This window comes from Streptomyces sp. NPDC002446, from assembly GCF_053595675.1.
In genome coordinates this window covers 1-23703 of record NZ_JBSFYC010000083.1, presented here as the reverse complement: position 1 = coordinate 23703, position 23703 = coordinate 1, and the positions used below count along the sequence as shown (strand labels likewise).

The following is a 23703-nucleotide window of genomic DNA, read 5'->3' as shown; positions in this document are numbered from 1 at the left end:
GCGTCGAGGGCCGTCTGTCAGGACCTGGAGAGTCCGTTCCGGTCAGCCGCGGGGCTGGCCGGCGGTCTCCAGCTGCTTGTCCTGGTGCGTCCCCTTGGCCGTGATGTGCGGGTTGCGGGCCTTGAGGATGGCCCAGCCGATCGCCAGGCACGCGGCCCAGCCGGCACCCACGTACAGCGACACTCGGCTGTCCGGGTCGATGGCGATCAGGACGGTCACCATGAGCAGGAACGCGACCGCGATCCAGCTGCACACCGTGCCGCCCGGTGCCGGGAAGGACGAGGCGGGCAGGCGGCCGGCGACGACCGCGCGGCGGTAGAGGATGTGGCTGACGAGGATCATCAGCCAGGTCCAGATGCCGGCCGCGGTGGCCACCGAGGTGACGTAGCCGAAGGCCTTCTCCGGAACGACGTAGTTCAGGACCACGCCGATGCCCATGAGGACGGCGGAGAGGGTGATGCCGATGGCCGGGGTCTTGGTGGAGCTGAGCTTGCCGAGCACCTTCGGGGCCTCGGTGTTGGCGGCGAGGTCGCGGAGCATGCGCCCGGTGGAGTACATGCCCGAGTTGCAGGACGACAGTGCCGCGGTCAGTACGACGAAGTTGACGATCGCCGCGCCGGCCGGGATGCCGATCTTCGCGAAGGCGGCCACGAACGGGCTGACGCCCGGCTCGAACTCCGTCCACTTGACGACCATGAGGATCACGCTCAGCGCACCGACGTAGAAGACGATGATGCGCCACGGCAGCGTGTTGATGGCCTTGGGCAGGGTCTTCTCCGGGTTCTCGGACTCACCCGCGGTGACACCGACGAGCTCGACGGCGAGGTAGGCGAACATGACGCCCTGGAGGGTCATGAGGCTGGAGCCGATGCCCTTGGGGAAGATCCCGTCGTGGGCCCAGATGTTGGAGACCGCCGCGGCGTCTCCCGCCTGGCTGAAGCCGAAGGTGACGACACCGAGACCGATCACGATCATGCCGACGAGCGCGGTGACCTTGACCATCGAGAACCAGAACTCGATCTCACCGAAGATCTTCACCGAGATCAGGTTCGCCACGTACAGCACGACGAGGAAGACCAGTGCGGTGACCCATTGAGGGATATGTGGGAACCAGAAGTTCACATAGATCGCTGCCGCCGTCAGCTCGGCCATGCCGGTGACGACCCACATGAGCCAGTACGTCCAGCCCGTCACGAACCCGAAGAACGGGCCGAGGAACTCGCGGGCGTACTCCGCGAAGGAACCCGATACGGGGCGGTACAGGAGCAGCTCACCGAGCGCCCGCATGATGAAGAAGACAATCACGCCGGCGAGGGCGTACATGAGGATGAGGCTGGGCCCGGCCTTCGCGATATTCGCGCCCGCGCCCAGGAAGAGGCCGACGCCGATGGCGCCGCCGATGGCGATCATCTGGACTTGGCGGCTGCCGAGGCCCCGCTCGTAGCCCTCTTCCGGCGTGGAACCCGAGGGCTCGTTGCCGTCGCCGAGGTTCGTGCCGACCTGCGTTGAGGTCATGTGTGGTGCGCCTTCCGCTCCATGCCGACCCGCGCCCAGCGTGGCGTCGGATCGGGTCTCGATCCCCCCGGATACTGATGGAGTTGCATGCCGGCGATCGGCCGACTCAAGCGCCCCCTACGCGGACACGGGTGACGTCCGGCAGGTGGTCGTGAAGATGTACCACGGGCGAAATCCAGCCAGTGTGATGCAGGTCATGGAGCAACTGCGATAAAAATCACCCATAGCCAGTCGAAATGGCGATCACGGTGATCGGATCGTTATTCGGGCTGGTCAACCCGATGAGCGAACACCGATCCGCCGGCGACGCTCCGCGCGTCGATCATGGGCGGATTTGCGGTGACATTGAGGATGCCGGGTCGATCACCGTGATGGGGCGGTGACGCTGCGCTATGAGTGAGCGAGGGGCGCGGCCATCGGCTCCCGATGCAGGAGGGTGTCCCCGGTGGCGTGATCTCGATGCCTGACTGTGGCGGCGCGGGCGGCGAAGGGCGATGGGGGCACGCCTCGTAGTCGTCCTGCGACGTACTGCGAAGCAGCGCGATCAGCCGGTCGGCACACGACAGGCCCGACTGTCAAGAGAATCCGCCGAATTTAGGCATCATGCTTCATCGACCCATGCGCTGAACACGGTCCCAGGGCGCTCCGTACTACGGGCTACTCGCGCCCGGACAACATCAGGCGGCCAGCGGCTCAGGCCGTAGGAAGCATCGTTGTACGGGCCTTCCGGACGAGACCGCGGCGATCCCTCAGGGACACCGCCGGAAGGGAACGAACGACCGTGACCACCCAGCGCACTGCTCGCCTCGCCGCCCTGCTCGCTCTTCCTGTCGCCCTGGCTCTCTCAGGTGCGTTCGCCACTCCGGCTGCCGCCGAGGAGCAGGCGTTCCAGATCAATCTGGAGCAGCTGAACGACTCGGGCGGCAAGGGGACGGCGATGCTCAGTCTCGACGGCACCCGGCTGACCGTGAAGATCGAGTCGGAGGGGCTCGTACCGGGCCAGCCGCACGCCCAGCACCTCCACGGCTCCACCGACGGCCATGACTTCCAGTGCCCGGACGCGAGCGCCGACACGGACGGCGACGGGATCATCAACAACACCGAAGCCACGGTGCATTACGGAGACATCAACATCTCGCTCACCACCGACGGCGACACCGGCCCGGACAGCGGGCTCGCCGTCGACCGCATGCCCAAGGCGGACGCGCAGGGCAAGCTCTCCTATGAGCGGACCCTCGACGTCTCGCAGGATGTGGTCGAGCACATCAAGGACCTCCACATCGTGGAGCACGGCATCGACCCGAACGGCAACAACCAGTACGACTTCGGCGCGGGCAAGAGCGAACTCGATGCCAAGCTGCCGCAGGAGGCCACCGCGCCCGCGGTCTGCGGAATCGTCGAGGGCGCGGCGGTCGGATCCATTCCGGTGGGCGGGGTGGAGACGGGTGGCGGAACGGCCGAGAGCGACGAGATCCCCAAGGGACTGGTGGGTGCCGGTGGGCTCGCCGTGGTGGCGGCGGTCGGAGCGCTGTCCCTGGGCAACCGGCGGCGCTCGACCGCGTCCGCCGAGGCGACCACCCGACGGAGCGCTGCGTGAAGGCCTGGCGGACGTACGGATCGGTGTCCTGCGCCGCGGCTGCGGTGATGGCGCTGCTCAGCGGGTGCGGCAGCGAGAAGTCGATGTCGCAGTCGGCTCCCGTCGAACAGCGGCCCGCGCCGCAGGGCGGTCAGGCCGCCTCCGGAGAGGGAACAGGAGCGGGAAGAGGAACGGGCGAGGACGGCGGGCAGGGCGGTGAGCAGGCGACGGGGGGCGCGCGGAAGGCGGCTCCGCAGCGGATCTCCATACCGTCGCTCAATGTCTCCTCCACTCTCGAGTCCTTGGGCAAGAAGAAGGACGGGACGATGGAGACGCCCGCTGATCCCGACAAGGCGGGCTGGTACACGCCCGGCCCGGCTCCCGGGGAGAAGGGACCGGCCGTCATCGCGGGCCATGTCAGCTGGAACGGCAAGCCGTCGGTGTTCCACCGGCTGTCCTCGCTGAAGCCGGGTGACGCGATCGATGTCGCGCGGTCGGACGGGAAGTCCGCGAAGTTCACCGTCAGCCGTGTCGCGCAGTACCCGAAGAACAAGTTCCCCACCATCGAGGTCTACAAGAACGTCGACCACGCGGGGCTGCGACTGATCACCTGCGGTGGTCAGTACGACACGTCGCAGCACTACTACCGGGACAACGTGGTGGTGTTCGCCAAGTTGGCGGAGGCGGAGTAGCAGCGGCAGCCACGGACCTGTCGGTCGTCTGACGGCCTCGGAGGGCGGTCTGTCGGCGATCTGTCGGAATCTGCTGGGACCTTGGGCGTGGTGGGCGTCGGCCGGGCACGTACCGGCGCGCTCACCACCGCCGGAGCGTCCAGAGTGCAAGGACAGACCCTAGGAGCGTGCGATGTCGTCCTCAGCGGAGTCCCGGCCGTGGGACGTGCACCGGCTGCCGCCGGCCGACGGCAAGACGTTCCTGGTGACCGGTGGCAATGCGGGCATCGGATACTTCGTCGCCGAGCAGCTCGCCGGCACCGGGGCCACGGTGGTTCTGGGCTGCCGGGACGCCGCGAAGGCGGCGGCCGCCGCGGCTTCCCTCCGCGCCCGCGTCCCCGATGCCCGGGTGCACCACCTCCGGCTGGACCTTGCCGACCTGCCCTCGCTCGGCAGGTGCGCGGACGCATGGGAGGTGGACCGCCTGGATGCGGTCGTCCACAACGCCGGTGTTCTGCTGGAAGAACCGCGGCGCCGGGAGACCGGGGACGGCAATGAGTGGATGTTCGGCGTCAACCATCTCGGCCACTTCGCGTTGACCGGATGGCTGGCGCCGCTGCTTGCGGCCGCGCCCGCCGGCCGCGTCGTCACCACCGGCAGCTTTGTCGGCAAGTCCGCACGGCTCGACCTCGACGACCTGCACAGCACCCGTGACTACCGGCCCCAACGCGCCTATGCGCGCTCCAAACTGGCGCAGATGCTCTTCGGCTTCGAGCTCGACCGGCGGCTGCGGGCCATCGGCAGCACCACGCTGAGCGTGGTGGTCCACCCCGGCGGTGCGCTGGACTCCCTGACGCCCGCGCGCCCGTCCGTGCACGAGCGCACCACCGGCGAACGGCTGCGCGGTCTGCCTGCCGGCCTCCTCGTCCAGGGCAAGGAGGCCGGGGCGTGGCCTGCCGTCCGGGCCGTCCTCGATCCGTCGGTGACCGGTGGGCAGCTGTGGGGGCCCCGGGTATTCGGCCTGCGGGGCGTTCCCCGCGTCGAACCCGTCCGCGGCCGTCTGGCCGACCGTGCGGTCGCGGCACGCTTGTGGACCGCCAGCTGCGAGCTGACGGGCGTCGATCCGGCCTTCCGCCTCGCGTGAAGGCTGCCCGGGCGACGCCGGTGCTGCCGGGCTCAGGTGACTCCGGGCGAGTTCGCGCCGTCACCATGGGAATGCCGGAACCGGTTTCGGTACTCCGTCGGTGTCGTGTTGAGTTTCCGGCGGAACGCGCGGATGAGGGTGTCGGTCGTCTGGAAGCCGCAGCCGGATGCGATCCGTTCGAGGGTGGCATCCGTGGATTCAAGCTGGTTGCGCGCCACTTCGACGCGGGCCGATTCGATGTAGGCGGCCGGGGTCATGCCCAGTTCTGCCTTGAAGATGCGGGTGAGCTGCCGTTCGCTGACATTGGCGTGACCGGCGAGGTCGGCGACCGTGAGCTGCCCGGCAAGGTTGCGCGTGATGTGGTGGCGGAGGTCCTCGATGCGTCGCGTGGTCGAGACGGGTTCGAGCGGGACGCTGAACTGGCTTTGTCCGCTTGGTCGTTTCAGATACATCACGAGCTGCCGGGCGATGCGCAGCGCGGTGGCTTCGCCGAAGTCGTCGGCGACGAGGGCGAGTGACAGGTCGAGGCAGGCGCTGATGCCCGCGCCGGTCCATACGTCGTGATCGCGAATGAAGATGGGATCGGCGTCGACCTCGATCGACGGGTGTTCGGCGGCGAGTTGCCGCGCGGTCGACCAGTGGGTCGTGGCGCGCTTGCCGTCCAGCAGCCCGGCCTCCGCGAGGATATGCGCTCCCACACAGACGGAGGCGACGCGCCGTGTCCTGGCAGCGAGCGTTTTCACCCAGGCGACCACGGTGGGGTCGGTGACGGCGTGCACGCGGCGCTGGCTGTCGACTTCGACCGAGCCGGGCACCAGGAGGGTGTCGATACGCCCCGCGGACACCTCCTCGAAGGTGGCGTCGGGCAGGACGCGAACACCCGCGAAGGTGGTGACGGGATCCATGGTTTCGGCGGCCAGTACGACGTGGTAGCCCGTCGCATCGCCCACCTCGCGTCGCAGCAGGGCGAACACTTCCGGCGGCCCGGTGACATCCAGCAGGTCGACACCGTCGAAGAGGATGACGACGACGAGTCGCTTGACGGTGCTCATATGGGTCTCCGTGCTCATACGGGTCTCCGTGCTCATATGGGCCTGCTCGAACGCCGCCCGGACGCCTGCTGCCGATGTCGCTTTCTGCATGTTAGACGTCATTGCCGACATACCTGGTGGGTCGTAGCGTTCAAGGCACCGGCCACCGCGCGGTGGCCCGGACCTCTCGATATGACGCCCCAGGAGGGCACTTCCATGTCTTCGACGACCCTGCGTGAGCTCAACGGCTTCGACCAGACCCCCGCGTCGCTGGCCGATGCCACCCTGATCCTGATCGACTACCAGAACACCTACACCGCCGGCGTGATGGAGCTGACGGGATGGGAGCCCGCCCTCGACGCCGCCGCCGCACTGCTGGCCAGGGCCAGGAGCGCGGGTGCGCAGGTCATCCACGTCATCAATGACGGTGGCGAGGGAACCCCGTACGACGTCCGGGCCGAGATCGGTCAGATCCACCCCCGTGTGGCGCCCGTCGAGGGCGAGCCCGTCGTGGTCAAGACCGCGCCCGACGCATTCGTCGGCACCGACCTCGGCGACCGCCTCGACGCCGCCGGGAACAAGGACGTCATCATCGCCGGCTTTATGACGCACATGTGCGTGGCCTTCACCGCATCCGGCGCGTTCCTGCGCGGCAACCGGCCCACCGTCATCGCCGACGCCTGTGCGACGCGCCCCCTGAACACGGCGGTTGCCGACGTGTCCGCCGAACAGATCCACCACAGCGCGCTCGCGACGATCGGCGACCTCTACGGCGTCGTCGTCCCGTCCGGCTCCTCCTTGAGTTGAGCGCCGTAGGCCGTAGGCGTACGCGCGTCCGGGCAGGCTGCGCGGCGGCCTGCCCGGACGACGACCGAAGCATGATGCTCCGTCAGGACTGCTCGTCCGGCTTCGGTTTGAGGAACTGAGCCAAGGTGCTGACCACCTGCTCCTCCGTTGTGGCCTTGTCGATGCCCGTGTCGGAGAGCACGCCCGTGCCGTTCTCGTGCTCAAGGAGGGCCAGCAGGATGTGTTCGGTCCCGATGTAGTTGTGGCCCAGGCGCAGGGCTTCGCGGAAGGTGAGTTCGAGCGCCTTCTTGGCGTCGGCGTCGAAGGGGACGAGTTCGGGCGCGTTCTGTACCGGCGCGGGCAGCGCCGCCGTCGCCGCGTCCCGGATGGTGTCGAGCTGGACGTCCTGCATGGTGATCATCTTCGCCGCGAGGCCCTCCGGCTCGGCGAGCAGCCCGAGGACGAGGTGCGCGGTGGTGATTTCGCCGTTGCTCGCCTTGCGGGCGGCGCTCTGTGCGGCCACCACGACGCTCCTGGCGCGGGGCGTGTACCGGGCGAAGCCCTGCTGGGGGTCGAGGTCGTTGTCACCCGAGGCCTTGGGTACGAACCGCTTCTGGGCGGCCTGGCGGGTGACGCCCATGCTCTTGCCGATGTCGGTCCAGCTGGCGCCGGAACGCCGGGCCTGGTCCACGAAGTGGCCGATCAGGTGGTCCGCGACATCCCCGAGGTGATCGGCCGCGATGACCGCGTCGGTGAGCTGGTCGAGGGCGTCGCTGTGGACCTTCTTGATGGCTTCGATCAGATCGTCGAGACGGATGGGAACGGTGGGTTCGACTGGATTCGCCATGTGACAACCGTAGGTTGACAGTCAGCTGAGTGTCAACCCTAGGTTGACAATGGATCGGCGGCTGGTGGGCGTCGGCCGCGCCGCACTCGGAGACCGCCTCCCCCGCGACATTTCCCCTTCTTGCCCGGGAAAGGTGACGTACGATCACCAACTGATACGAACAACCGTCGCAGTCACCACACACCCGGAGGGCCCTCCGCGGTGGCCGACCAAGGTGACAGCGCAGGGGGGAAGGAAATCTCGATGAAGTCATCCCGTATGGGGCGCCGCATCGCCGGTACCGCGGCAGCCACCATCCTGGTCGGGGCCGGCGCCCTGGCCGCCGCACCGTCCGCCGCCGCCAAGGCCAATCTCCTGGCCATCGGCAAGGTCTCGCTGCACGAATCGGGGCTCCGGGCGGACGTCACATACTCCTGTGACCCCGGTCTGAACCACCAGCTGGTCGCGAACGCCACCAAGGTCAACCAGACCGGTCACGACGAGTCGATCGCCGCGGGCACCATCAAGAGCGCCAAGCTCACCTGCGACTACAACAGTCACGCGGCGCAGGTGTCGCTGCGCGCGGCCGCCGGATCGCACTTCGCCAAGGGCGACAAGGTGAAGATCTCGGTCTTCTACTTCGACGAGGACGGGTTCAGCTACGCGCGCCAGGAGAAGATCGCCGTCCTCTGAGCGCACACGCACCGCCCTCCGGGCACGCATGATCACCCGCCCCGGCAGACCGGCTTCGTTGTCTGCCGGGGCGTGGCATGTGCCGAAGGCGGGCGTCGAGACGATGCCGCGAGGCCAGAGGCCCGCCCCGGAGGTCAGCTGCGCTGTGCCTGGTCGTAGATCGCCTCGGCCGGGGCGCCCAGGACGGGACCGTACATACGGGTGCTGGACTCCAGGCCGTCGCCGTGGCTGTTGACCGAGATCAGGACGCCCTTGCCGGTCGTGGTGTCGAGGCCGGTCAGCCAGGGGCCTCCGCTGGCGCCGCCGCCCATGTCGCAGGGGACGGCCTGCTCGTTGCCGGGCGCCGGCTTCGCCGTGCCGGTGCAGTGCAGGAGCTCCTCGCCGAGCTGCGGGCGGGTGGCCGGGTAGCCGAGGGCGACGGTGTTCCCGCCCGCCCTGCGGTGGAAGGCGAGGGACTGGCCGCCGACGGCGTCGGTGAGCTTGCGGCCGTTGGCGCCGGCGTCGACGACCAGCGCGGCGATGTCGTTGTCGCCCTCCTCTGCCCAGGTGCGCGGGGTGAGGGTGGCCCGGACCGCGAAGGCGCCGTACGGCTGCTTGCCCTTGCTGTAGCCGGGGACGAAGACCATGGTGGTGTAGGTGTTGACGGGCGAGGCGGGGCGGCGGACGCAGTGGCCCGCGGTCATCACGACGGAACGGTTGGCGCTGTTGACGGCGGTGGCCGTGCACCAGGTGTCGGCGCCGTCGGCGTTGACGAAGAAGAGCCGTCCGACGGTCGTCATGGCGCTTCCCCGCCACGGCTTGGACTTCGGGCCGGTCGGGCCGAGGTCCACGGACTTCCCGACCGCCTTGATCCGGGCCGGGGTCCAGTAGGCGAGAGCCTCCCGGCGCTCCTTGGCGGTGTAGGTGACGGTGGACACCGGCGCGGACGAGGGCTTGGGGGCGGCGGTCGCCGATATCGGGACGGCCAGCGAGAGCAGGGTCCCCACCGCGGTGAGAGCGGTGAGTCGGCCGAGGCGGCGGCGGGGCGCGGGAGGGGTGCTTTCGGCCGTATCGGCGGTGGCGGGTGTGGCGGGCATGGGGAGTGGCTCCTCGGGAGGTTGCCGGCGGGCGGTGCGGGGGCGGTGCGGGACCGGCTGGTCCACCATCCATGACGGGGTTTCAGCTCGGGGGGTTTCCACCGAGGCGGGACGGATGTCCGACGGCGTCCTGATGGCGCCCGTTTGCGTCCACCGGGGGCGGCCTGTTCGTTCCGTCGGGAGATGACCGACGACCGGCCCCTCCATTGGCCACGGACGGCATTCCCGGAGCAGGATCGGGCACACGAGCACAAGGGCAACCAGGCGGTCGGCAAGGGAAATTGGCGCACCATCAGGTGCCGTCGGCCGCCTGTGGCAGTGGACATCTACCGCGGCCGGGCCGCGGAGGACGGAGACTTCCATGGACTGGCGCCACAACGCCGCGTGCCGAGTAGAGGACCCCGAGCTCTTCTTTCCCGTCGGCAGTAACGGGCCCGCGCTTCTGCAGGTCGAGATGGCGAAGACCGTGTGCCGGCGCTGTCCGGTGATGGGGCAGTGCCTGCAGTGGGCGCTCGAATACCGCCAGGACGCCGGCGTCTGGGGCGGGATGAGCGAGGACGAGCGGCAGGCGATGCGGCGCAGGGCCGCGCGGAACCGGGCCCGCGGCACCCTTCCGTAGGGGCGCGCGGGCCCTCGCGGCCCGGCCTCATCCCAGCCGGATCTCGTATCCGACCGACCGCTGTCGGGCAGCGGCGACGACGAGGGCCGCTGCCGCGGCGTCCTGTGCTGCCACACCGACCGACTTGTAGAGGGTGATCTGGTCGCGCGCGGAGCGGCCCGGTTTGCTGCCGGTGAGGAGTTCGCCCAGTTCGGCGTGGACGTGGTCCGCCGTGATGACGCCGTCGCGGATCGGGCGCAGCAGATCGCTGCTGCCTGCGGGGAACGGCGCCAGTGCCGCCTGCCGCGACTCGACGCACACCAGCGCCTCGGCGATCGTGGCGTCGTCGATCTCGCGGCCGGCCGGGTTGAAGCCCACCGAGGTCACATGGACGCCCGGGGTGAGCCAGGTGCGGCGGATCACGGGCTCGGTGGCGTGGGTGGTCGCGGCGGCGATGTCGGCGCCGTCGAGGGCCTCGGCGTAGGTGGCTGCCGCCTCGACGGGGAGGTGGAGTTCGGCGGACAGCTCCTCGGCGAGGGCGGCCGCCTTGGTCTGGTCGCGGCCCGCCACGCGGATGTGCCGAAGCGGGCGGACCCTGCACATCGCCCCGGCGTGGGACCGGGCCTGTGCGCCGGTGCCCAGGACGGCCAGCACCGCGGCGTCCTCGCGGGCCAGCAGCCGCGCCGAGAGGGCCGAGCCGGCAGCGGTCCGGGCCGCGGTGATCGCCGTGCCGTCCAGCAGCGCCACGGGCTCGCCGGTGTCGGGGGCGAAGACGACGATCAGCGCCTGATGGGTCGGCAGGGCCGTGCCGGCATTGTGCGGGAAGACGGAGACCAGCTTGCTCATGAGCACCCCGGCCGACGGTACGTACCCCGGCATGGCGGCCAGAAAGCCGTCCGCTTCAGGCACCAGCGCGGCGACGCGGTCCGGGGAGGAGGCCCGGCCGGCGCTGAGGTCCGTCATCGCCGACGCCAGGGCGTCGATCAGCGCATCCATGTCCAGCAGGGCCTCGACCTGCGAGCGTCCGAGTACGAGCATCCGCCTCAACCTCCTGATCACAGCCGTATCGGCCGGTGTGGCTCCCGGCCGCGGAGTCGACCGTAGTCCGGGGAGTACCGCTGGGGCGCGGCGTACGCGGTGATCGCGGATGCGCCGCCAGACTGGTCGTCAGTAGCGCCTTGGGGCCCGGACACCCGGCCGGAGGCGTGAGCGAAGGACGTGAACGGCGGACATGACCAGCAGACCGGACCAGAGGACGTGAACCGACCATGACCACTGAGGTACAGCCCGGCCCCTTGCGCCTGCTCGTCCTCGGCGCCGCGCTGCGCGCCGAATCGACCAACGCCCGGCTGGCCGCGCTCGCCGCGCGCATACTGGCCGCGGCCGGCGCCGAGGTGGACCTCGCCTCGATGCGGGAGTTCGAGATGCCGCTGTACGACGGTGACATGGAGACGGCGCACGGGCTGCCGGACGGCGCCCTGGCGCTGCGCGACCGGCTGGAGCGCTGCGATGCCTTCGTGCTCGCTTCACCGGAGTACAACGCCTCCGTACCGGGCGTGGTGAAGAACGCGATCGACTGGGTTTCGCGGGTCCGGCCGCAGCCGTTCAAGACCAGGCATGCGCTGCTGCTCTCCGCCTCACCGTCCCTGGTCGGCGGCAACCGCGGGCTCTGGGCCCTGCGGGTTCCGCTGGAGCACCTCGGAACCCGGGTCTACCCCGACATGTTCAGCCTCGCCGCCGCCCACAAGGGGTTCACCGCGGACGGCCAGCTGACCGACCCCAAGCTGCAGCAGCGCCTCAACGAGACGGTGACGGCCTTCCTGAGTCTCGTCGAGGCCGATGCGCGCTATGTCTGTCTGCAGCGCCGGTGGTACGAGTTCCTGGGCGACTGCACGGAGGCACCCGTCACACAGCGGGCGGAGGACTGAGGCGGACGGACGCCGGGGGGCAGGGGCCCGCGGAGCACGGCTCCGGAGGGCAGAACCGGACGCAGACAGGAATACGGGCACAGACCGCCTTTGTCTGTTTTGTGTCTTGTCGAGTGGACACCTGGCCCGCACTGTCGATTCCGGCAGTTGTTGATCACGCCCGGTACCACCGGCCCCCTACAGCCAAGGCCTCATGATGACGGAACCGCAGGAAGCAGAACAGGAAGCAGAAGCCGTGCGCGCTGAACTGGAGCGTTTCATCCAGACCCGGGAGTTCAGCTGTCTGGGTGCGCGTGCCGCCCTGAAACGCGGCACCATGACGCATCGTCACTACCGGAGAATGGGCGAGGAGGCGTCGGCGCGGGAGAATCTCCGCGACCTCGTGGAGTATGTGGAAGCGGTACGCCCCCAGCTGTCCGACCAGAGTTTCCGTACGTTCGTGGCGACGTTCGACGAGCCCGGGACGGTGGACGAACTCGTCTACGAGGGGCTGATGTGGCAGCACCTGCAGCTCATGCACGACCTCGACAGCCGGGTCTTCGGCCTGGATGCGGGGGCGTCGTCCGATCCCGGCCGGGCCGACTTCGGGTTTCACGCGGGTGGGCACGCGTTCTTCGTCGTGGGTATGCACCCGGGCTCGTCCAGGGCGAGCCGTCGCTCCTCGATGCCGGCGATCGTCTTCAATTCCCTGGCGCAGTTCGTGCTTCTCGGGGAGAAGTTCTTCTCGATGCAGGAGGCGATTCGCAGGCGTGAGGAGCGGAACAACGGTTCCGTGAATCCGAGCTTCACGGTGTATGAGTACGAGCAGCCGGCACGGCATTTCTCGGGGCGTTTCACGGAGGAGGACTGGAAGTGCCCCTACATATCCCGACATGAGCCGGCGGCCGAGGATTTCACCGGGGGGCTCATACGGCACCAGCGGTGAGGCGCCGTTCAACGGTACGGGGATGCGGGCAGCGCCCTCCGGCTTCGTGCCCGGAGCGGGCTACAGCACGTCCGAGGCCGAGTCCGCCGGTCGTCGCCGTGCGGCGCGGGCGGCCGGCAAGGTCGCGGCCGCCCCGGCGACCGTCACGGCCAGGGCGATGACCAGCAGCAGGAGGGCCGGGGCGGGGTGCTGGGCGATGCCGGTGCCCCAGCCGCTGGTGTGGCCCTGGAGGTTGATGAGCCACTGGGCGGCGAGCACGCCGAGCGCCGTGCCGGCCAGGGCGGCGGCCAGTGTGACGAAGGCGGCGGCCGAGACGATCACCGCAACGATCTGACGGGGGGTCAGGCCGACCGCGCGGAGCGCGAGGAGGTCACGGCCGCGGTCGCGTACCGCGGCGCCGACCGTCGTGGCCAGTTCCGCCAGCCCGATCAGGGTCACCACGGCGATCAGGCCGGCGGTGACGGCACGGATCGCGGAGAGCTGGTCGGCGGGGTTGGGGGTCTGGCGTACTTCGAGGCGGCCGGCGGAGGCCTCGGTCAGGGTGTGGCGTACGGCGCCGGGGTCGGCGTCGTGGCGCAGGACGAGGTGGTAGAAGTCCGGGCGGGCGGTACGGGCTCCGGCGAGCGCGGTATCCCCGTCGCGCAGGGTGTCGAGGGTGGTGGAGACGACACGGCCGCCGTCGGCGGTTTCGATGCTGCGTCCGACGAGGTGGAGGACGTGGGGGCGGCCGGCGACGGTCATCCGGACCCAGTCGCCGACCCGGGCGTCGAGGAGGTCCAGCAGGCCCTGTCCGGCGACCGCCTCGTCGGGGCCCTGGGGGGCGCGTCCCTCCGCCATGGTGTAGGGGTAGGGGCGGGCGTCGGTGCCCAGGCCGCGCAGGGTGATCGTCCCGGTCTGGCCGGGGACCAGGGCCTGGACCTCGGTGCCGGGGTAGGCGGTGACCTGCGGCTGGGCGGTGAGGAGCCGGTGTACCTCGCGGTCGGGGAGGGTGTCGGAGCGGGCGGTGAGGGCCGCGGGCAGGCCGACGCTCTCGGGGTGGGCGGCGAAGCGGTCCAGGGTGGTCCAGGTGCCCAGGGCGATGGTGATGAGCAGCAGGGGCACCGCGAGGCGGGCCACGGCGGCCGTCGAGCGCAGGGGGCGGTGGAACGCGCCGCGCCAGCCGAGGACCAATGCGGGCGGGATGCCGATGCCGAGGGCCCGCCGGGTCATGGCGGACGGCCGGCCGGCGGTGGGCGCGGCGGCGCGGGCGACGGGCACCGGTGGTACCCGTCCGGCCCGCCAGGCGGCCAGGCAGGTCGCCGAGCCGATGAAGGCCAGGACTCCGCCGCAGATCGCGGCGGGCAGCCAGGCGTGCTCGGGGAGCTGCCGCCACAGGGCCAGCGCCTCCCCGATCCGGCCGGGCACGAGCCCGCCGAGTACCTGGGTCAGCAGCGCTCCGAGGGCGGTGCCCAGCAGCGCGAAGCCGAGGTGGAGCGCGAGGAACATGCGGACGACCTGGCCGGGGGTGAAGCCGATCGCCTTGAGGATCGAGATGTCCCGGAGGTGGCCGCGGATGCGTGTGGTGATGGCGCCGCCCACGGCGAGGGCGGCGGCGAGCAGGGCGCCGAGGCCGAAGAGGCCGAGCAGGCGGGCGAGCAGCTTGTTGTCGCCGGCGGCCTCCGCCTTGGCCTGGCGCCAGGTGGAGACGTCGGTGATCTGGTCGGCGCCGAGCTGGGTGACCGCCCGCTGGACGACGTAGTCGGTGTCCTCGGGGTGGGTGAGCTGCAGGCCGATGGTGCTGCCGCGCCGGTCGGGGCCCTCGTCGGAGGAGGTCAGCACCTTGGGGAGCACCCAGGCCACGCCCGGGGTCTGACCTGCGTGGAAGGGGGCCTCGGCGGTCTCGGCGATGCCCACGACCCGCAGGGGCCGCGCGAAGCCGCTCAGGGTGAGGGAGTCTCCTGGTTCGGCCCACATCGCACGGGCCGTCGAGCTGTCGAGAACGATGCCCTGGGTGGCGCCCGCGTCGGCGCCGGCGTCGAGCCAGCGGCCGGCGACGGTCCGGGGGGCCGCGGTGGCGGGCCGCTCGGCCGTGCCGCGCAGCTCCAGGGTTGCCTTGGCGCCGCCGGGCTGGAGGCTCGCCGTGGTGCGGACGGTGGCGAAGGGGCCGGAGGTGGCGCGTACCTCGTCCAGCCGGGCGAGCGAACCGGCGGGGGCGCCGGCCTGGGCGTGGATCCAGACGTGGGCGCCGGAGGACTGGGTGAAGACGCGCTGCCAGGGGTCGGTGGCGTAGGCGAAGAGGGCGGTGGCCAGCAGGAGGGAGACGGTGATCCCGGCGGTGGCCAGCACGATGAGCACCGCCGCGGGGCGGTGTGCTCTCAGGTGCGCCAGTGTCCAGCGTGCCGCTGCTCGCACCTGGTCAGCCCTTGAGCTTCAGTACGTCGGCCACACCGGCGGCGGGGCGGCTCCGGCTGTCGCCGAGGTGGGCGTCGTCGACGACCTGGCCGTCGTGGTAGCTGATCACGCGGTCCGCCGCGCTGGCGATCCTGGCGTCGTGGGTGACCAGCAGGATGGTCTGGCCGCGCTGGTGGAAGCGGGCGAGCAGCCGCAGCACCTCCCGGGTGCCCTTGCTGTCGAGGCTTCCGGCGGGTTCGTCGGCGAGGAGCAGGCTGGGGGTGTTGATCAGGGCGCGGGCCAGGGCGACGCGCTGCTGTTCGCCGCCGGACAGCTCACTGGGTGTGCAGTTCTCCTTACCGGTCAGGCCCAGCTCGTCGAGCAGTTCGGCACGGGCCGTGCGTGCCTGCCGGGGGGACTTTCCGGCCAGCAGCGCGGGGAGTTCGACGTTGTCGGTGACGGTGAGGTTGGAGACCAGGTTGAAGAACTGGAAGACGATGCCGATGTGCTTGCGGCGCAGCTCCGCCCAGCGTGCCTCGCTGTAGGCGTCGACCTGTCGGCCGCCGAGCCACAGGGAGCCGCTGTCGGGACGGTCGAGGCCGCCGAGGAGGTGCAGCAGGGTGGACTTGCCGGCTCCCGAGGGGCCGGTGACGGCGACGAATTCGCCGCGTTCGACATGGAGGTCGACACCGCGCACCGCGTGCACCGGCGCGGCGCCTTCCGGCCGGTGCGTCTTGACCAGGCCGGCTGCCCTCAGTATCGGGCCGGACGGCTCGTCCCGGTTCATTCCAACTCCTCTTGACAGCGCTCCAGCCAGTCCAGATCCGCCTGGAGATGCAGCATCGCGCCCTCGATCAGCAGCTGGGCGACGCGGTTGCCCCGGTCCTCCACCGCCGCGAGCTTCGACAGGTCACGCATGGTGTTGAGGTACTGGCGACGCTGCTTGTTGATCAGGGCGATCTGACTTGCGGTCCCGGTGTGCGGGGCGAGGGCGAGCTTCATGAAGAACTCGTCCCGTACCCGTGGCTCGGCGGTGGTCTCCTCGAACCACGCGTCCACCGTCTCCCGTCCCGCCTCGGTGATCCGGTAGATGCGCTTGTTGGGACGGTCCGACTGCTCGACGTCCTCGCCCTCGATCAGGCCCGCCTTCTCCAGTCTGCCCAGGGTGACGTAAATCTGGCCGACATTCGGCTGAGGGTATGCGGCGCCGAGGAGGTTCTCAAGGGCCTGTTTGAGTTCATAGCCGTGTGCGGGTCCGCTGACCAGCAGTGCCAGGAGTGGCAGCCGCACGCTCTCCCTCTCCTCCCCGCCCTAGGGCCTGTCCGATGGGGCATGGTCGGACAGGCCCTACATGCCGGTTATCTGCGCCCGCCCCAGTGTGAGCGGGGTCGCCGTCGTATCTTCCTGCGACATCTAGTATCCCGCATGGCTAACAGGTATACATGGGGCGGGCTGTCGGTCCCGTGTCCCGTCGACGCCTGTGGTTCAAGGAGGAGCCCATGCGGTGGAAGCGTGCCGCCGGAAGGGCTCTGCTGGTCTTCTCGCTGCTCTTCGCGGGCAGTGCGGGCGCGCAGGCCGGGGAGCCGGCCGGCGACCCGGACGGACGCGGCCCCGTCACGCTGGTGACCGGCGGCGACCTCACCGGCTATCTGCGGGGCGTCCTCGACGGCTGGAACGCGCGGCATCCGCGCGAGAAGGTGACGCTGGTCGAGCTGCCGGACGCGGCCGACGAGGTGCGGGCGCAGATGGTCACCGAGCTGCGCTCGCGCAGCGACCGCTTCGACGTCCTGAACATCGATGTGGCGTGGACGTCGGAGTTCGCGGCCGCCGGCTGGATCAAGCCGGTGGACGGCCGGCAGTTCCCGCTGGACCGTTTCCTGCCGCCCGTGGTGGACACCGCCACATTCCGGGGGCAGCTCTATGCGGTCCCGTACGTGACCAATGCGGGGCTGCTCTACTACCGCAAGGACGTGCTGGCGAAGGCCGGCGCCCAACCGCCGCGTACCTGGGCGGAGTTGGCGCATCTGGCCAAGACGGTCGCGCCCGAGTACGGGCTGGACGGCTATGCGGGCCAGTTCCTGCCGTACGAGGGGCTGACCGCCAATGCCGTCGAGGCCGTTCAGTCGGCGGGCGGCACGGTGCTCGCCGGGGAGGGCACGCGGGTGACGGTGGACTCCCCCGCCGCCCGCCGGGGTCTGTCCTTCCTGCTCGACGGTGTGCGCGAGGGGTGGATCCCGCAGCGGGCGCTGTCGTACAAGGAGGAGGAGTCGCGGAAGTCCTTCCAGGACGGCCGGCTGCTGTTCCTGCGGAACTGGCCGTATGCGTACGCACTGGCCGGCGGCCCGTCCTCGAAGGTGGCGGGGAAGTTCGGCGCGGTGCCGCTGCCGGGTCCTGACGGGCCGGGCTCCAGCGCGCTGGGCGGCTCCAATCTGGCCGTCAACGCGCAGTCGCGGCACCAGAAGACGGCCGCCGAGCTGATCTCGTATCTGACGTCCGAGCCGGTCCAGCGACGGGTGCTGACCGAGGGGGCGCTGCCGCCCGTGTGGGCCGGTCTGTACACCGATCCCCAACTGGTGCGGCGGTTCCCGTACCTTCCCACGCTCAAGCGGAGCGTCCTCGCGGCCCGGCCGCGCCTGAAGAGCCCGCACTACGACCAGGTGAGCCTGGCGGTGCAGGCGGTGATGCATGACGCGCTGGTCCACCGACGGAGCACGGACGCCACCGTCGCGCGCCTGGAGCGCGAGCTGAGCGCCATCGTCAGCCGCGGCTGACCTCGTCTGTCGGGTCGCCAGCACTCCCCTTTCTAGTTACTTGTTAAGTACAGCCTGAGCTCGAACTCACTGCATTTCACTTCTCATTTCGCCTCAAATCGGGCATCCCGCTGGGATATTCCGTCCGATCCGTTGACACCCAAAAGACATGCCTACTTAACATGCATGCATAACAGCGACCAGCAGGTCGCACGGCACGCCCCAGCAAGAACGGGATCACGGCGAATGTTCACAGCCACGGCGGACAGCGGCTCCCCGGCCGACTCCGCGTCTTCTCTCCCCCTCCCCGGCCCGGCCGCCGCCGCGCTCTCCCCCGCCACCGAGGACGTGTCCCGCAACGCGGCAGCACAGCGCTGGTGGCGCGACGCGGTGATCTACCAGGTCTACGTCCGCAGCTTCCTCGACACCACCGGCGACGGCATCGGCGATCTGGACGGTGTCCGGGCGGGGCTGCCGTACCTCAAGAAGCTCGGGGTGGACGGCATCTGGCTCAGCCCCTTCTACCCCTCCCCGCAGCACGACCACGGCTACGACGTCGCCGACTACCGCAATGTGGACCCCGTCTACGGCGACCTCGCCGCATTCGACCTCCTGGTGGCCGACGCCCACCGGCTCGGCCTGAAGGTGCTCCTGGACATCGTCCCCAACCACTGCTCCAGCGAGCACCCGTGGTTCCGCGCCGCGCTGGAGGACCGGCCGGGTGGCCCCGCCCGGGAGCTGTTCCACTTCGCCGACGGGCGGGGGGAGAACGGGGAGCTGCCGCCCAACAACTGGCGGGCCATGTTCGGCGGCCCCGCCTGGTCCCGTGTCACGGAGGCGGAGGGCACCGCCGGCCAGTGGTACCTCCACATGTTCACGCCCGAGCAGCCCGATCTGAACTGGCGCAACCCCGCCGTGGCCGCCGACTTCGAGAAGGTGCTGCGCTTCTGGCTGGACCGCGGCGTCGACGGCTTCCGAATCGATGTGGCCGCGGGCCTGTTCAAGCACCCCGAGCTCCCCGACTCCCCCGACCCGTCGGCCGACGAGCGGACCCGCGACTCGGTCAACCCGCTGGCCTGGAACCAGCCCGAGGTGCACCAGGTGTGGCGCGAGTGGCGCGCACTGTGCGAGGAGTACACGGCCCGCGACGGCCACGACCGGCTGCTGGTCGGCGAGGTCTCCGTACGGACCCCCAGCGAGCAGGCCGCCTATGTCCGGCCCGACGAGCTGCACCAGGCGTTCTTCTTCCACCTGCTGACCGCGCGCTGGGACATCGACATCTTCCGCAAGGTGATCTCCGAGGCGCTGGTCGACATCGCCGCCACCGGATCCACCGTCACCTGGGTGCTCAACAACCACGACCAGGTCCGGACCGTCACCCGCTACGCGGCCGGATCCGGCGGCCCGGCGGGCGTGTTCGGGCCCGAGCGGGCCCGTGCCGCCGCCCTGCTGATGCTGGCGCTGCCCGGCGCGGCGTACATCTACCAGGGCGAGGAGCTCGGTCTGCCGGAGGTCGTCGACCTGCCGGACGAGGTCCTCACCGACCCGATCTTCCACCGTACGGGCAGCCGGCAGCACATCCGCGACGGCTGCCGGGTGCCGCTGCCGTGGTCCGGGCACGCCTCCCCGTTCGGCTTCTCCGCCGCCGACGGCGCGGCGTCGCCCTGGCTGCCGCAGCCCGCGTGGTTCGCCGAGCACACCACGGACAAGGCGCTGGGCGACACCACGTCGTTCTGGCACCTGTACCGCGAAGGGCTCCAGCTGCGCCGCAGCCTTCCGCAGCTCGGCGAGGGCACCCTGCGCTGGCTCCCGTCGGCGCCGCAGGTCCTGGCGTTCGAGCGCGGCGACGGCCTGGTCTGCGCGGTCAACTTCGGCACCGAGCCGGTGCCGGCTCCGGTACCGGGTCTCCCCTTGCTGGCCAGCGGCGACTGCCCGGCGGGCACCCTCCCCGGCTCCACCGCCGCCTGGTGGATGCACACACCTGACGCCCCCTAGCTCCCCTCGACGGGGCCGCCCCGCCAGCACTCCGTTCTTCCCAGTCCTCCTCCCGAAGGGAATCCCACGATGACCACGATGAGACGACCCGCAGCACGACACACCCGATCCGCCCTGTCCGGCGCGGCCGTCCTCGGCCTGGCACTGACCGCCACCGCATGCGGCGGCAACGTCTCCGCCGGCGGCGGCAAGCAGGAACTCAGCGGCCAGACGGTGACCGTCGCCGGTGTGTGGACCGGCGTGGAGCAGCGCAACTTCAAGAAGGTGCTGGACGCGTTCTCCGAGAAGACCGGCGCGAAGGTCGTCTTCTCCTCGACCGGCGACAACGTCTCCACCGTCGTCGGCAGCCAGATCGAGGGCGGCAACGCTCCCGACGTGGTGATGGTCCCGCAGGTCGGCGTGCTCCAGCAGTTCGCCGAGAAGGGCTGGCTGGAGCCCCTCTCCGCGAAGGTCGGCGCCGCGGCCAAGAGCAACTTCGCCCAGGTGTGGAAGGACTACGGCACGGTCGACAAGACCTACTACGGCCTGTACTTCAAGGCCTCGCACAAGTCGACCGTCTGGTACAGCCCGGAGGCCTTCTCACAGGCCGGGGTCGAGCCCGCCAAGACCTACCAGGAGCTGCTGAAGTCCGGCCGTACCCTCTCCGACTCGGGCGTCCCGGCGTTCTCCGTGGCGGGCGAGGCGGGCTGGCCGCTCACCGACTGGTTCGAGAACATCTACCTCTCGCAGGCCGGTCAGGAGAACTACGACAAGCTCGCCGCCCACAAGATCCCGTGGTCGCACCCCACGGTGGTCAAGGCCCTGACCACGCTGGGCAAGCTGTTCGGCGACAAGAACCTGGTGGCCGGCGGCGGTTCGGGCGCGCTGCGCACCGACTTCCCCGAGTCCGTCCAGCAGGTCTTCGGCCCCGAACCGCAGGCGGCCATGGTCTACGAGGGCGACTTCGTCAGCGCCCTGGTCACCGACGAGCTGCACAAGAAGGTCGGCGAGGACGCCAAGTTCTTCCCCTTCCCCTCCGTCGACGGCGGCAAGGCACCGGTGGTCAGCGGCGGTGACGCCGCCGTGGTCCTCAAGGCAGGGAAGAACAAGAAGGCCGCGATGGAGCTGGTCGAGTACCTGGCCACCCCCGAGGCCTCGGGCGTCTGGGCCAAGGCGGGCGGCTACATCTCCCCCAACAAGAAGGTGCCCGCCGACGCCTACCACGACGAGGTCACCCGCGATGCGGCCAAGTCGCTGACCGGCGCCGGGAACTCCGTGCGGTTCGACATGTCCGACCAGGCGCCCGCGGCCTTCGGCGGCACCCAGGGAGCCGGCGAGTGGAAGCTGCTGCAGGACTTCCTGCGCGACCCCTCCGACCCCGAGGCCACGGCCAAGAAGCTTGAGGCGGCCGCGGCCAAGGCGTACGGAAAGTAAGGACCAGGGCCCGAGCCATGCCTGCCACCACCACTGAGCCGGTGCCGCGCGCCACGCCGCGCGGCACCGCGCCCCGCCCGCCGCGCGGCACCCCCCGCCGGCCAAGCGCCCCAGCCCGGCGCGCCGTCCGGCGCCGCCGGCGGATCGCAGCGCTGTTCCTGCTTCCCGCGCTGCTGCTGCTGGGCGCCCTTGTCGCGTACCCCATCGTCTTCTCGGTCATCCGCAGTCTGTACGACGCCTCGGGCAACACGTTCGTCGGCGCCGGCAACTACACCGAGATGTTCCAGGACCCGGCCACGCTCCGGGCCATCCGCAACAGCGCGATCTGGGTGGTGTTCGCCCCCGCGCTGCTGACCGGACTCGGCCTGGTCCTCGCCGTACTGACCGAGAAGATCCGCTGGAAGACCGCGTTCAAGCTGCTGATGTTCATGCCCATGGCGATCTCCTTCCTCGCCGCCGGCATCATCTTCCGCCTCGCCTACGAGCAGGATCCGCAGCGCGGCGTCCTCAACGCGGTCACCGTCGGCATCCACGACACCGTCCAGGGCGAGTCCGCCTCCTTCCCCACCGCCAAGACCCGCATCGGGGACAAGCAGCTGACCAAGGACCGGGACGGCTCCTACCGCACGGCCCACCGCACCTCCCCCGGACACACCGTCAACCTCGGCCTGGTCGGCGTCGCGCCCAAGGACATGCCGGCGCAGGCGCGGCCCGCCGCACCGGCCGCCAAGTCCCCGGCCGGCGACGGCGAACTGCGCGGTGTCGTCTACCTCGACTTCACCCCCGGCGGTGGCGGCACACCCGGCACCGTGGACCGCGCCGAGCGGGGACTGCCCCAGCTCTCCGTCCAGGCGGTCGACTCCCGCGGCAAGGTGGCGGCCACCGCCACCACCGCGGCGGACGGCTCCTACCGGCTGACCGGCCTGTCCCCCGGTTCCTACGCCGTCCAGCTGCCCGCCAAGGACTTCGCCCCGCCGTACGACGGCATCTCCTGGCTCGGCCCGGCCCTCATCACCCCCGCCATCATCGGCGCCTACATGTGGATCTGGACCGGCTTCGCCCTCGTCCTCATCGGCGCGGGACTCTCCGCGATGCCCCGGGACGTCCTGGAGGCCGCGCGGATGGACGGCGCGAACGAGTGGCAGGTCTTCCGCCGGATCACCGTGCCGCTGCTCGGTCCCGTCCTGGGCGTGGTGTTCGTGACGATGGTGATCAACGTGATGAAGGTCTTCGACCTCGTCTACATCATCGCCCCCGGCCCCGTACAGCAGGACGCCAATGTCCTGGCCCTGCAGATGTGGCTGGTGTCCTTCGGCGGCGGCAACAACCAGGGGCTGGGCAGCGCCCTCGGCGTCCTGCTGCTGCTCCTGGTGGTCCCGGCCATGATCCTCAACGTCCGACGCTTCCGCAGGAGCCAGTCATGACCACCGTCCAGGGAACCGCCGCGCCCCGCAAGCGGGCGGGCGCGCGGCCGGCGAAGTGGCTCAGCCGCGGCGCGATCCAGCTGCTTCTGGTCGTCGTCGGGCTGGTCTGGCTCACTCCGGCCGCGGGCCTGTTCCTGTCCTCGCTCCGTACGGAGGAGGCGAATGCGAGCAGTGGCTGGTGGACCGCTTTCACCTCGCCCGGCCAGCTGTCGCTCGACAACTATGCGGCGCTGCTGCAGGATTCGGGCATCGTCCAGGCCTTCTGGAACACCGTGCTGATCTCGGTGCCCACCACCCTGGCCGTCGTGGTGATCGCCGCGCTGGCCGGATACGCCTTCGCCTGGATGGAGTTCCCCGGCCGGGACTGGATCTTCCTGGTGGTGGTCGCCATGCTCGTGGTGCCGATCCAGATCGGGCTGCTGCCGGTGGCCAAGCTGTTCGGGGCGCTCGGCCTGTTCGGCTCCATACCGGGCGTGATCCTCTTCCACACCGCGTACGGTCTGCCGTTCGCCATCTTCCTGCTGCGCAACTACTTCGCGGAGATCCCCAAGGAGATGCTGGAGGCGGCGCGGATGGACGGCGGCGGGGAGTGGCGGATCTTCTCCCAGCTGGTGCTGCCGCTGGGGCGGCCCGCCATCGCCAGCCTGGCCATCTTCCAGTTCCTGTGGGTCTGGAACGACATGCTGGTCGCGATGCTCTTCGCCGACAACGCCTCGCAGCCGCTGACGGTGGCGCTCCAGTCGCAGATGCGGCAGTTCGGCAGCAACATCGGGGTGCTGGCACCCGGCGCGTTCCTGTCCCTGGTCGTACCGCTGATCGTGTTCTTCGTGTTCCAGCGGCACTTCGTGCAGGGGATCATGGCGGGTTCGGTCAAGTAACCCGTCCCGCCGCGGGCGGGGAGCAGGAATACCGTGATTTTTCCGTCTTCGCGCACCAACCCAGTCTCACACATCAAGTCTTCCCGTGCTCTAGGTCACCGATA

Annotated in this window: 22 protein-coding genes; 14 read left to right on the top strand and 8 right to left on the bottom strand. The window is 70.2% G+C overall.

Translation table 11 applies throughout. The features are described 5' to 3' along the window. Positions 1-42: 42 nt before the first annotated feature. Positions 43-1515 (bottom strand): amino acid permease, encoded by a 1473-nt coding sequence (locus tag ACWD6P_RS32020; protein ID WP_451447689.1) that lies wholly within the window; start codon positions 1513-1515, stop codon positions 43-45. Between the two features lie 236 nt (positions 1516-1751). Here ACWD6P_RS32020 and ACWD6P_RS32015 point away from each other — a divergent pair, with 236 nt between their 5' ends. The 4 genes from ACWD6P_RS32015 (at position 1752) to ACWD6P_RS32000 (ending at position 4906) form a co-directional block, all read left to right on the top strand. Continuing rightward, positions 1752-1898: a hypothetical protein gene (locus ACWD6P_RS32015; protein WP_451447688.1), complete on the top strand. Its 147-nt coding sequence runs from the start codon at positions 1752-1754 to the stop codon at positions 1896-1898. 398 nt (positions 1899-2296) lie between these two features. Continuing rightward, positions 2297-3112 carry a hypothetical protein gene (locus ACWD6P_RS32010; protein WP_451447687.1) on the top strand — a complete coding sequence of 272 codons (816 nt, stop codon included), beginning with the start codon at positions 2297-2299 and terminating at the stop codon, positions 3110-3112. After that, a complete protein-coding gene (locus ACWD6P_RS32005; protein ID WP_451447686.1) occupies positions 3109-3783 on the top strand; it encodes a class F sortase in 675 nt (224 codons plus the stop codon). Before ACWD6P_RS32010 ends, ACWD6P_RS32005 begins: the two co-directional genes overlap by 4 nt. A gap of 172 nt (positions 3784-3955) precedes the next feature. After that, positions 3956-4906, top strand: a complete 951-nt coding sequence (locus tag ACWD6P_RS32000) for an SDR family NAD(P)-dependent oxidoreductase (RefSeq protein WP_451447685.1) — start codon at positions 3956-3958, stop codon at positions 4904-4906. Between the two features lie 32 nt (positions 4907-4938). Here ACWD6P_RS32000 and ACWD6P_RS31995 read toward each other — a convergent pair whose 3' ends face one another. Further along, positions 4939-5958, bottom strand: coding sequence for a GlxA family transcriptional regulator (locus ACWD6P_RS31995; protein ID WP_451447699.1), 1020 nt, complete (start codon positions 5956-5958; stop codon positions 4939-4941). 195 nt (positions 5959-6153) lie between these two features. Between ACWD6P_RS31995 and ACWD6P_RS31990 the strand changes: the two genes are divergently transcribed. Then, positions 6154-6744: a cysteine hydrolase family protein gene (locus tag ACWD6P_RS31990; protein ID WP_451447684.1), complete on the top strand. Its 591-nt coding sequence runs from the start codon at positions 6154-6156 to the stop codon at positions 6742-6744. 82 nt (positions 6745-6826) lie between these two features. Here the strand turns inward: ACWD6P_RS31990 and ACWD6P_RS31985 are convergent, their stop codons facing one another. Continuing rightward, positions 6827-7570, bottom strand: a complete 744-nt coding sequence (locus tag ACWD6P_RS31985; protein WP_451447683.1) for a Clp protease N-terminal domain-containing protein — start codon at positions 7568-7570, stop codon at positions 6827-6829. 243 nt (positions 7571-7813) lie between these two features. Here ACWD6P_RS31985 and ACWD6P_RS31980 point away from each other — a divergent pair, with 243 nt between their 5' ends. Next, a complete protein-coding gene (locus tag ACWD6P_RS31980; RefSeq protein ID WP_451447682.1) occupies positions 7814-8242 on the top strand; it encodes a hypothetical protein in 429 nt (142 codons plus the stop codon). 134 nt (positions 8243-8376) lie between these two features. Here the strand turns inward: ACWD6P_RS31980 and ACWD6P_RS31975 are convergent, their stop codons facing one another. Next, positions 8377-9318, bottom strand: a complete 942-nt coding sequence (locus ACWD6P_RS31975; RefSeq protein WP_451447681.1) for a trypsin-like serine peptidase — start codon at positions 9316-9318, stop codon at positions 8377-8379. Between the two features lie 361 nt (positions 9319-9679). On the opposite strand from ACWD6P_RS31975, the gene ACWD6P_RS31970 reads away from it, so the two are divergent. Beyond that, entirely contained in the window at positions 9680-9937 is a 258-nt protein-coding gene (locus ACWD6P_RS31970; RefSeq protein WP_451447680.1) for a WhiB family transcriptional regulator, read from the top strand. 27 nt (positions 9938-9964) lie between these two features. On the opposite strand, the gene ACWD6P_RS31965 is transcribed toward ACWD6P_RS31970, so the two are convergent. Further along, positions 9965-10954 carry an ornithine cyclodeaminase family protein gene (locus ACWD6P_RS31965; RefSeq protein WP_451447679.1) on the bottom strand — a complete coding sequence of 330 codons (990 nt, stop codon included), beginning with the start codon at positions 10952-10954 and terminating at the stop codon, positions 9965-9967. A gap of 230 nt (positions 10955-11184) precedes the next feature. Between ACWD6P_RS31965 and ACWD6P_RS31960 the strand changes: the two genes are divergently transcribed. Both ACWD6P_RS31960 and gntA read left to right on the top strand, forming a co-directional pair. Beyond that, positions 11185-11844 carry an NADPH-dependent FMN reductase gene (locus ACWD6P_RS31960; protein ID WP_451447678.1) on the top strand — a complete coding sequence of 220 codons (660 nt, stop codon included), beginning with the start codon at positions 11185-11187 and terminating at the stop codon, positions 11842-11844. Positions 11845-12037: 193 nt separating this feature from the next. Beyond that, a complete protein-coding gene (gene gntA, locus ACWD6P_RS31955) occupies positions 12038-12769 on the top strand; it encodes a guanitoxin biosynthesis heme-dependent pre-guanitoxin N-hydroxylase GntA (protein ID WP_451447677.1) in 732 nt (243 codons plus the stop codon). Positions 12770-12829: 60 nt separating this feature from the next. Here gntA and ACWD6P_RS31950 read toward each other — a convergent pair whose 3' ends face one another. The 3 genes from ACWD6P_RS31950 to ACWD6P_RS31940 are packed head-to-tail and all read right to left on the bottom strand — an operon-like array spanning position 12830 to position 16429. Continuing rightward, the gene (locus tag ACWD6P_RS31950) at positions 12830-15160 is read right to left on the bottom strand and encodes an FtsX-like permease family protein (RefSeq protein WP_451447676.1); all 2331 of its coding nucleotides are present in this window, start codon (positions 15158-15160) and stop codon (positions 12830-12832) included. Between the two features lie 4 nt (positions 15161-15164). Next, positions 15165-15926 (bottom strand): ABC transporter ATP-binding protein, encoded by a 762-nt coding sequence (locus tag ACWD6P_RS31945; RefSeq protein WP_451447675.1) that lies wholly within the window; start codon positions 15924-15926, stop codon positions 15165-15167. After that, positions 15923-16429 (bottom strand): PadR family transcriptional regulator, encoded by a 507-nt coding sequence (locus tag ACWD6P_RS31940; RefSeq protein ID WP_451447674.1) that lies wholly within the window; start codon positions 16427-16429, stop codon positions 15923-15925. Before ACWD6P_RS31940 ends, ACWD6P_RS31945 begins: the two co-directional genes overlap by 4 nt. Before the next feature lie 209 nt (positions 16430-16638). Between ACWD6P_RS31940 and ACWD6P_RS31935 the strand changes: the two genes are divergently transcribed. From ACWD6P_RS31935 to ACWD6P_RS31915, 5 genes are all read left to right on the top strand, one after another. Then, a complete protein-coding gene (locus ACWD6P_RS31935) occupies positions 16639-17910 on the top strand; it encodes an ABC transporter substrate-binding protein (protein ID WP_451447673.1) in 1272 nt (423 codons plus the stop codon). A gap of 225 nt (positions 17911-18135) precedes the next feature. After that, positions 18136-19884 carry a glycoside hydrolase family 13 protein gene (locus ACWD6P_RS31930; RefSeq protein ID WP_451447672.1) on the top strand — a complete coding sequence of 583 codons (1749 nt, stop codon included), beginning with the start codon at positions 18136-18138 and terminating at the stop codon, positions 19882-19884. 78 nt (positions 19885-19962) lie between these two features. Further along, positions 19963-21297 carry an ABC transporter substrate-binding protein gene (locus tag ACWD6P_RS31925; protein ID WP_451447671.1) on the top strand — a complete coding sequence of 445 codons (1335 nt, stop codon included), beginning with the start codon at positions 19963-19965 and terminating at the stop codon, positions 21295-21297. A gap of 17 nt (positions 21298-21314) precedes the next feature. Then, positions 21315-22721 (top strand): carbohydrate ABC transporter permease, encoded by a 1407-nt coding sequence (locus ACWD6P_RS31920; RefSeq protein ID WP_451447670.1) that lies wholly within the window; start codon positions 21315-21317, stop codon positions 22719-22721. Next, complete coding sequence (locus tag ACWD6P_RS31915; RefSeq protein ID WP_451447669.1) at positions 22718-23599, top strand: carbohydrate ABC transporter permease; 882 nt, start codon at positions 22718-22720, stop codon at positions 23597-23599. Before ACWD6P_RS31920 ends, ACWD6P_RS31915 begins: the two co-directional genes overlap by 4 nt. The last annotated feature ends 104 nt before the right edge of the window (positions 23600-23703 follow it).

What these genes read in the sequence shown, in the direction of transcription:
- ACWD6P_RS32020 (WP_451447689.1), bottom strand. Translation starts at nt 1,515, where the DNA reads ATGACCTCAACGCAGGTCGGCACGAACCTCGGCGACGGCAACGAGCCC.
- ACWD6P_RS32015 (WP_451447688.1), top strand. Translation starts at nt 1,752, where the DNA reads ATGGCGATCACGGTGATCGGATCGTTATTCGGGCTGGTCAACCCGATG.
- ACWD6P_RS32000 (WP_451447685.1), top strand. Translation starts at nt 3,956, where the DNA reads ATGTCGTCCTCAGCGGAGTCCCGGCCGTGGGACGTGCACCGGCTGCCG.
- ACWD6P_RS31995 (WP_451447699.1), bottom strand. Translation starts at nt 5,958, where the DNA reads ATGAGCACCGTCAAGCGACTCGTCGTCGTCATCCTCTTCGACGGTGTC.
- ACWD6P_RS31990 (WP_451447684.1), top strand. Translation starts at nt 6,154, where the DNA reads ATGTCTTCGACGACCCTGCGTGAGCTCAACGGCTTCGACCAGACCCCC.
- ACWD6P_RS31985 (WP_451447683.1), bottom strand. Translation starts at nt 7,570, where the DNA reads ATGGCGAATCCAGTCGAACCCACCGTTCCCATCCGTCTCGACGATCTG.
- ACWD6P_RS31980 (WP_451447682.1), top strand. Translation starts at nt 7,814, where the DNA reads ATGAAGTCATCCCGTATGGGGCGCCGCATCGCCGGTACCGCGGCAGCC.
- ACWD6P_RS31975 (WP_451447681.1), bottom strand. Translation starts at nt 9,318, where the DNA reads ATGCCCGCCACACCCGCCACCGCCGATACGGCCGAAAGCACCCCTCCC.
- ACWD6P_RS31970 (WP_451447680.1), top strand. Translation starts at nt 9,680, where the DNA reads ATGGACTGGCGCCACAACGCCGCGTGCCGAGTAGAGGACCCCGAGCTC.
- ACWD6P_RS31965 (WP_451447679.1), bottom strand. Translation starts at nt 10,954, where the DNA reads ATGCTCGTACTCGGACGCTCGCAGGTCGAGGCCCTGCTGGACATGGAT.
- ACWD6P_RS31960 (WP_451447678.1), top strand. Translation starts at nt 11,185, where the DNA reads ATGACCACTGAGGTACAGCCCGGCCCCTTGCGCCTGCTCGTCCTCGGC.
- gntA (WP_451447677.1), top strand. Translation starts at nt 12,038, where the DNA reads ATGATGACGGAACCGCAGGAAGCAGAACAGGAAGCAGAAGCCGTGCGC.
- ACWD6P_RS31945 (WP_451447675.1), bottom strand. Translation starts at nt 15,926, where the DNA reads ATGAACCGGGACGAGCCGTCCGGCCCGATACTGAGGGCAGCCGGCCTG.
- ACWD6P_RS31935 (WP_451447673.1), top strand. Translation starts at nt 16,639, where the DNA reads ATGCGGTGGAAGCGTGCCGCCGGAAGGGCTCTGCTGGTCTTCTCGCTG.
- ACWD6P_RS31930 (WP_451447672.1), top strand. Translation starts at nt 18,136, where the DNA reads ATGTTCACAGCCACGGCGGACAGCGGCTCCCCGGCCGACTCCGCGTCT.
- ACWD6P_RS31925 (WP_451447671.1), top strand. Translation starts at nt 19,963, where the DNA reads ATGAGACGACCCGCAGCACGACACACCCGATCCGCCCTGTCCGGCGCG.
- ACWD6P_RS31920 (WP_451447670.1), top strand. Translation starts at nt 21,315, where the DNA reads ATGCCTGCCACCACCACTGAGCCGGTGCCGCGCGCCACGCCGCGCGGC.
- ACWD6P_RS31915 (WP_451447669.1), top strand. Translation starts at nt 22,718, where the DNA reads ATGACCACCGTCCAGGGAACCGCCGCGCCCCGCAAGCGGGCGGGCGCG.